The 5,505-nt window shown below is 54.9% G+C and carries 3 rRNA genes; all 3 read right to left on the reverse strand.

Annotated elements, in window-relative coordinates:
* Positions 1–3: 3 nt before the first annotated feature.
* A 5S ribosomal RNA gene (gene rrf / locus BJD99_RS12185) occupies positions 4–120 on the reverse strand.
* Between the two features lie 133 nt (positions 121–253).
* Positions 254–3,411 (reverse strand): 23S ribosomal RNA (locus BJD99_RS12190).
* Between the two features lie 361 nt (positions 3,412–3,772).
* Positions 3,773–5,290, reverse strand: a 16S ribosomal RNA gene (locus BJD99_RS12195).
* The 16S, 23S and 5S rRNA genes sit together here, the layout of an rRNA operon.
* Between the last annotated feature and the right edge of the window lie 215 nt (positions 5,291–5,505).

The raw sequence follows: 5,505 nt of genomic DNA on the forward strand, positions 1-5,505 counted from the left end.
TGTGTTCGGCGGTGTCCTACTCTCCCACACCCTGTCGAGTGCAGTACCATCGGCGCTGGAGGGCTTAGCTTCCGGGTTCGGAATGGGACCGGGCGTTTCCCCTCCGCTATGGCCGCCGTAACTCTATGAAACAGTTACACACGGAACACAACGAACCATTCACACATAACGGTGAATGAAGTTGGCTCATTCAATTTTGTAATACTGAAACGTGTGCTGTTTCAGATATTGCACAGTGGACGCGTAGCTTCTTTGTGGTAAGTCCTCGGCCTATTAGTACCAGTCACCTACATCGGTTACCCGACTTCCAGTTCTGGCCTATCAACCCGGTGGTCTGCCGGGGGCCTTACCCCCTCGAGGGGGTGAGAAACCTCATCTTGGAACAGGCTTCCCGCTTAGATGCTTTCAGCGGTTATCCCTTCCGAACGTAGCTAACCAGCGGTGCTCCTGGTGGAACAACTGGCACACCAGAGGTTCGTCCGTCCCGGTCCTCTCGTACTAGGGACAGCCTTCCTCAAGTTTCTTACGCGCGCGGCGGATAGAGACCGAACTGTCTCACGACGTTCTAAACCCAGCTCGCGTGCCGCTTTAATGGGCGAACAGCCCAACCCTTGGGACCTACTCCAGCCCCAGGATGCGACGAGCCGACATCGAGGTGCCAAACCATCCCGTCGATATGGACTCTTGGGGAAGATCAGCCTGTTATCCCCGGGGTACCTTTTATCCGTTGAGCGACACCGCTTCCACATGCCGGTGCCGGATCACTAGTCCCGACTTTCGTCCCTGCTCGACGTGTCAGTCTCACAGTCAAGCTCCCTTGTGCACTTGCACTCGACACCTGATTGCCAACCAGGCTGAGGGAACCTTTGGGCGCCTCCGTTACATTTTAGGAGGCAACCGCCCCAGTTAAACTACCCACCAGGCACTGTCCCTGAACCAGATCATGGTCCGAGGTTAAGGTATCCAATACGATCAGAGTGGTATTTCAACAACGACTCCACAGTAACTGGCGTCACCGCTTCACAGTCTCCCACCTATCCTACACAAACCGAACCGAACACCAATACCAAGCTATAGTGAAGGTCCCGGGGTCTTTTCGTCCTGCCGCGCGTAACGAGCATCTTTACTCGTAATGCAATTTCGCCGAGTCTATGGTTGAGACAGCTGAGAAGTCGTTACGCCATTCGTGCAGGTCGGAACTTACCCGACAAGGAATTTCGCTACCTTAGGATGGTTATAGTTACCACCGCCGTTTACTGGGGCTTAAATTCTCAGCTTCGCCACCGAAGTGACTAACCGGTCCTCTTAACCTTCCAGCACCGGGCAGGCGTCAGTCCGTATACATCGTCTTACGACTTCGCACGGACCTGTGTTTTTAGTAAACAGTCGCTTCTCACTGGTCTCTGCGACCCCACCCAGCTCAGAACGAAAAGTTCATCACCAGACAGGGTCCCCCTTCTCCCGAAGTTACGGGGGCATTTTGCCGAGTTCCTTAACCATAGTTATCTCGATCGCCTTAGTATTCTCTACCTGACCACCTGTGTCGGTTTGGGGTACGGGCCGTGTGAAAGCTCGCTAGAGGCTTTTCTCGGCAGCATAGGATCACTGAATTCGCCTCAATCGGCTACGCATCACCTCTCAGGCATCATGAACGGCGGATTTGCCTACCGTTCGCCCTACAGGCTTACACCAGTATTACCACTGACTGGCCCAGCTACCTTCCTGCGTCACCCCATCGCTTGGCTACTACCAGATCAGGTCCTGCGCATCCACCACACCCCTCACTCTCGAAAGAGATCAGTAACGTGGATTCAGGGCAGTTAGTATCACTGATTCACCATGGGCGCGTTCACACGGGTACGGGAATATCAACCCGTTGTCCATCGGCTACGCCTGTCGGCCTCGTCTTAGGTCCCGACTCACCCTGGGCGGATTAACCTGGCCCAGGAACCCTTGGTCATTCGGCGGACGAGTTTCTCACTCGTCTTTCGCTACTCATGCCTGCATTCTCACTCGCACAGCCTCCACACCTGGATCACTCCGATGCTTCCATGGCTGCACGACGCTCCCCTACCCACCCACACACCTGGCACACTCCTCGTAAGGAACATGCGGGCTATTGTATGAGTGCCGCAGCTTCGGTGGTGTACTTGAGCCCCGCTACATTGTCGGCGCAGGATCACTTGACCAGTGAGCTATTACGCACTCTTTCAAGGGTGGCTGCTTCTAAGCCAACCTCCTGGTTGTCTTCGCGACCCCACATCCTTTTCCACTTAGTACACGCTTAGGGACCTTAGCTGGCGATCTGGGCTGTTTCCCTCTCGACTACGAACCTTATCGCCCGCAGTCTCACTGCCACGCTCTCACTCATCGGCATTCGGAGTTTGGCTGATTTCGGTAAGCCGGTAAGCCCCCTAGACCATCCAGTAGCTCTACCTCCGATGAGAAACACGTGACGCTGCACCTAAATGCATTTCGGGGAGAACCAGCTATCACGGAGTTTGATTGGCCTTTCACCCCTACCCACAACTCATCCCCTCAGTTTTCAACCTAAGTGGGTTCGGTCCTCCACGACGTCTTACCGTCGCTTCAACCTGGCCATGGGTAGATCACTCCGCTTCGGGTCTAGAGCACGCCACTACACACCTCACGGTGATACGCCCTATTCGGACTCGCTTTCGCTACGGCTACCCCACACGGGTTAACCTCGCGACATGCCACTAACTCGCAGGCTCATTCTTCAAAAGGCACGCCATCACCAGCAACAGAACAAACTGTTCACCAGCTCTGACGGATTGTAAGCGCACGGTTTCAGGTACTATTTCACTCCCCTCCCGGGGTACTTTTCACCTTTCCCTCACGGTACTAGTCCGCTATCGGTCACCAGGGAGTATTCAGGCTTATCGGGTGGTCCCGACAGATTCACAGCAGATTTCACGGGCCCGCTGCTACTTGGGTATTCACTACGACAGTCACAGTATTTTCGTCTACGGGATTCTCACCCTCTACGACAGGCCGTTCCAGACCACTTCGACTAACACCATGATTTCTTACTGTCGGCCGATCCGGCAGAATCGACAAAGTAAACCCCACAACCCTCCATACGCAACCCCTGCCGGGTATCACACGCACAAAGTTTGGCCTCATCCGCTTTCGCTCGCCACTACTCACGGAATCACAATTGTTTTCTCTTCCTGTGGGTACTGAGATGTTTCACTTCCCCACGTTCCCTCCACACACCCTATATATTCAGGTGCAGGTAACACGACATCACTCGTGCTGGGTTTCCCCATTCGGACACCCTCGGATCACAGCTCGGTTGACAGCTCCCCGAGGCTTATCGCAGCCTCCTACGTCCTTCATCGGCTCCTGGTGCCAAGGCATCCACCGTACGCTCTTCATTACTTACAACAAAGATGCTCGCGTCCACTGTGCAATTCTCAAACAACACACACACTCCCACGTCAACGCCGCCATCAAACAATCACTCCCACAAGAAAACTCGCAGAAACAACCCGGTATGGACAACCGTGAAAGCCTGTATCCGTCTTGCCTAGAAAGAAACACACTCACGCGTGTTCTCTCAGGACCCAACAGTATGCCGATATAGACCACGCCGGCCGACCACCAAGGATCAACCGATACGCACGATCTCATTGTCAGTGTTCCACCCGTGAGCTCCCGCAGATTCACATATGGAACCTAAACGGGCTCTGCCAGAACATCATCCAACACCTGTGTGCTGGTACATCTTCTGGAGAATGCTCCTTAGAAAGGAGGTGATCCAGCCGCACCTTCCGGTACGGCTACCTTGTTACGACTTCGTCCCAATCGCCGATCCCACCTTCGACGGCTCCCTCCCACAAGGGGTTAGGCCACCGGCTTCGGGTGTTACCGACTTTCATGACGTGACGGGCGGTGTGTACAAGGCCCGGGAACGTATTCACCGCAGCGTTGCTGATCTGCGATTACTAGCGACTCCGACTTCACGGGGTCGAGTTGCAGACCCCGATCCGAACTGAGACCAGCTTTAAGGGATTCGCTCCACCTCACGGTCTCGCAGCCCTCTGTACTGGCCATTGTAGCATGTGTGAAGCCCTGGACATAAGGGGCATGATGACTTGACGTCGTCCCCACCTTCCTCCGAGTTGACCCCGGCAGTCTCTTACGAGTCCCCGCCATAACGCGCTGGCAACATAAGATAGGGGTTGCGCTCGTTGCGGGACTTAACCCAACATCTCACGACACGAGCTGACGACAGCCATGCACCACCTGTACACCGACCACAAGGGGGGCCGTATCTCTACGGCTTTCCGGTGTATGTCAAACCCAGGTAAGGTTCTTCGCGTTGCATCGAATTAATCCACATGCTCCGCCGCTTGTGCGGGCCCCCGTCAATTCCTTTGAGTTTTAGCCTTGCGGCCGTACTCCCCAGGCGGGGCGCTTAATGCGTTAGCTACGGCACAGATTCCGTGGAAGGAACCCACACCTAGCGCCCACCGTTTACGGCGTGGACTACCAGGGTATCTAATCCTGTTTGCTACCCACGCTTTCGTTCCTCAGCGTCAGTTGTTTCCCAGAGACCCGCCTTCGCCACCGGTGTTCCTCCTGATATCTGCGCATTTCACCGCTACACCAGGAATTCCAGTCTCCCCTGAAACACTCAAGTCTGCCCGTATCGCCTGCAAGCCCGAAGTTGAGCCCCGGGTTTTCACAAACGACGCGACAAACCGCCTACGAACTCTTTACGCCCAGTAATTCCGGACAACGCTCGCACCCTACGTATTACCGCGGCTGCTGGCACGTAGTTAGCCGGTGCTTCTTCTGCAGGTACCGTCACTTGCGCTTCGTCCCTGCTGAAAGAGGTTTACAACCCGAAGGCCTTCATCCCTCACGCGGCGTCGCTGCATCAGGCTTTCGCCCATTGTGCAATATTCCCCACTGCTGCCTCCCGTAGGAGTCTGGGCCGTGTCTCAGTCCCAGTGTGGCCGGTCACCCTCTCAGGTCGGCTACCCGTCGTCGCCTTGGTAGGCCATTACCCCACCAACAAGCTGATAGGCCGCGGGCCCATCCTGCACCGATAAATCTTTCCACCCACCCCCATGCGAGAGCAGGTCATATCCGGTATTAGACCCAGTTTCCCAGGCTTATCCCAGAGTGCAGGGCAGATCACCCACGTGTTACTCACCCGTTCGCCGCTCGTGTACCCCGAAGGGCCTTACCGCTCGACTTGCATGTGTTAAGCACGCCGCCAGCGTTCGTCCTGAGCCAGGATCAAACTCTCCGTAAAAGACTCTAGATATCACAGCCGAAGCTGCTAATCAGTCAAAGACATAAGAGCCAAATCACTAGCAAAAAAACTCAACTAGCTATAAAACAACACCCAACCATAACCACCACAAGCGGATGATCATCGACATCGGATGCTTTCACCAAATATAAAATTCGGCACTGACATTCATCGACACACTGTTGAGTTCTCAAAGAACACGCACACACCACACA

Source organism: Rhodococcus sp. 1163 (genome assembly GCF_002091985.1).
GTDB lineage: Bacteria > Actinomycetota > Actinomycetes > Mycobacteriales > Mycobacteriaceae > Rhodococcoides.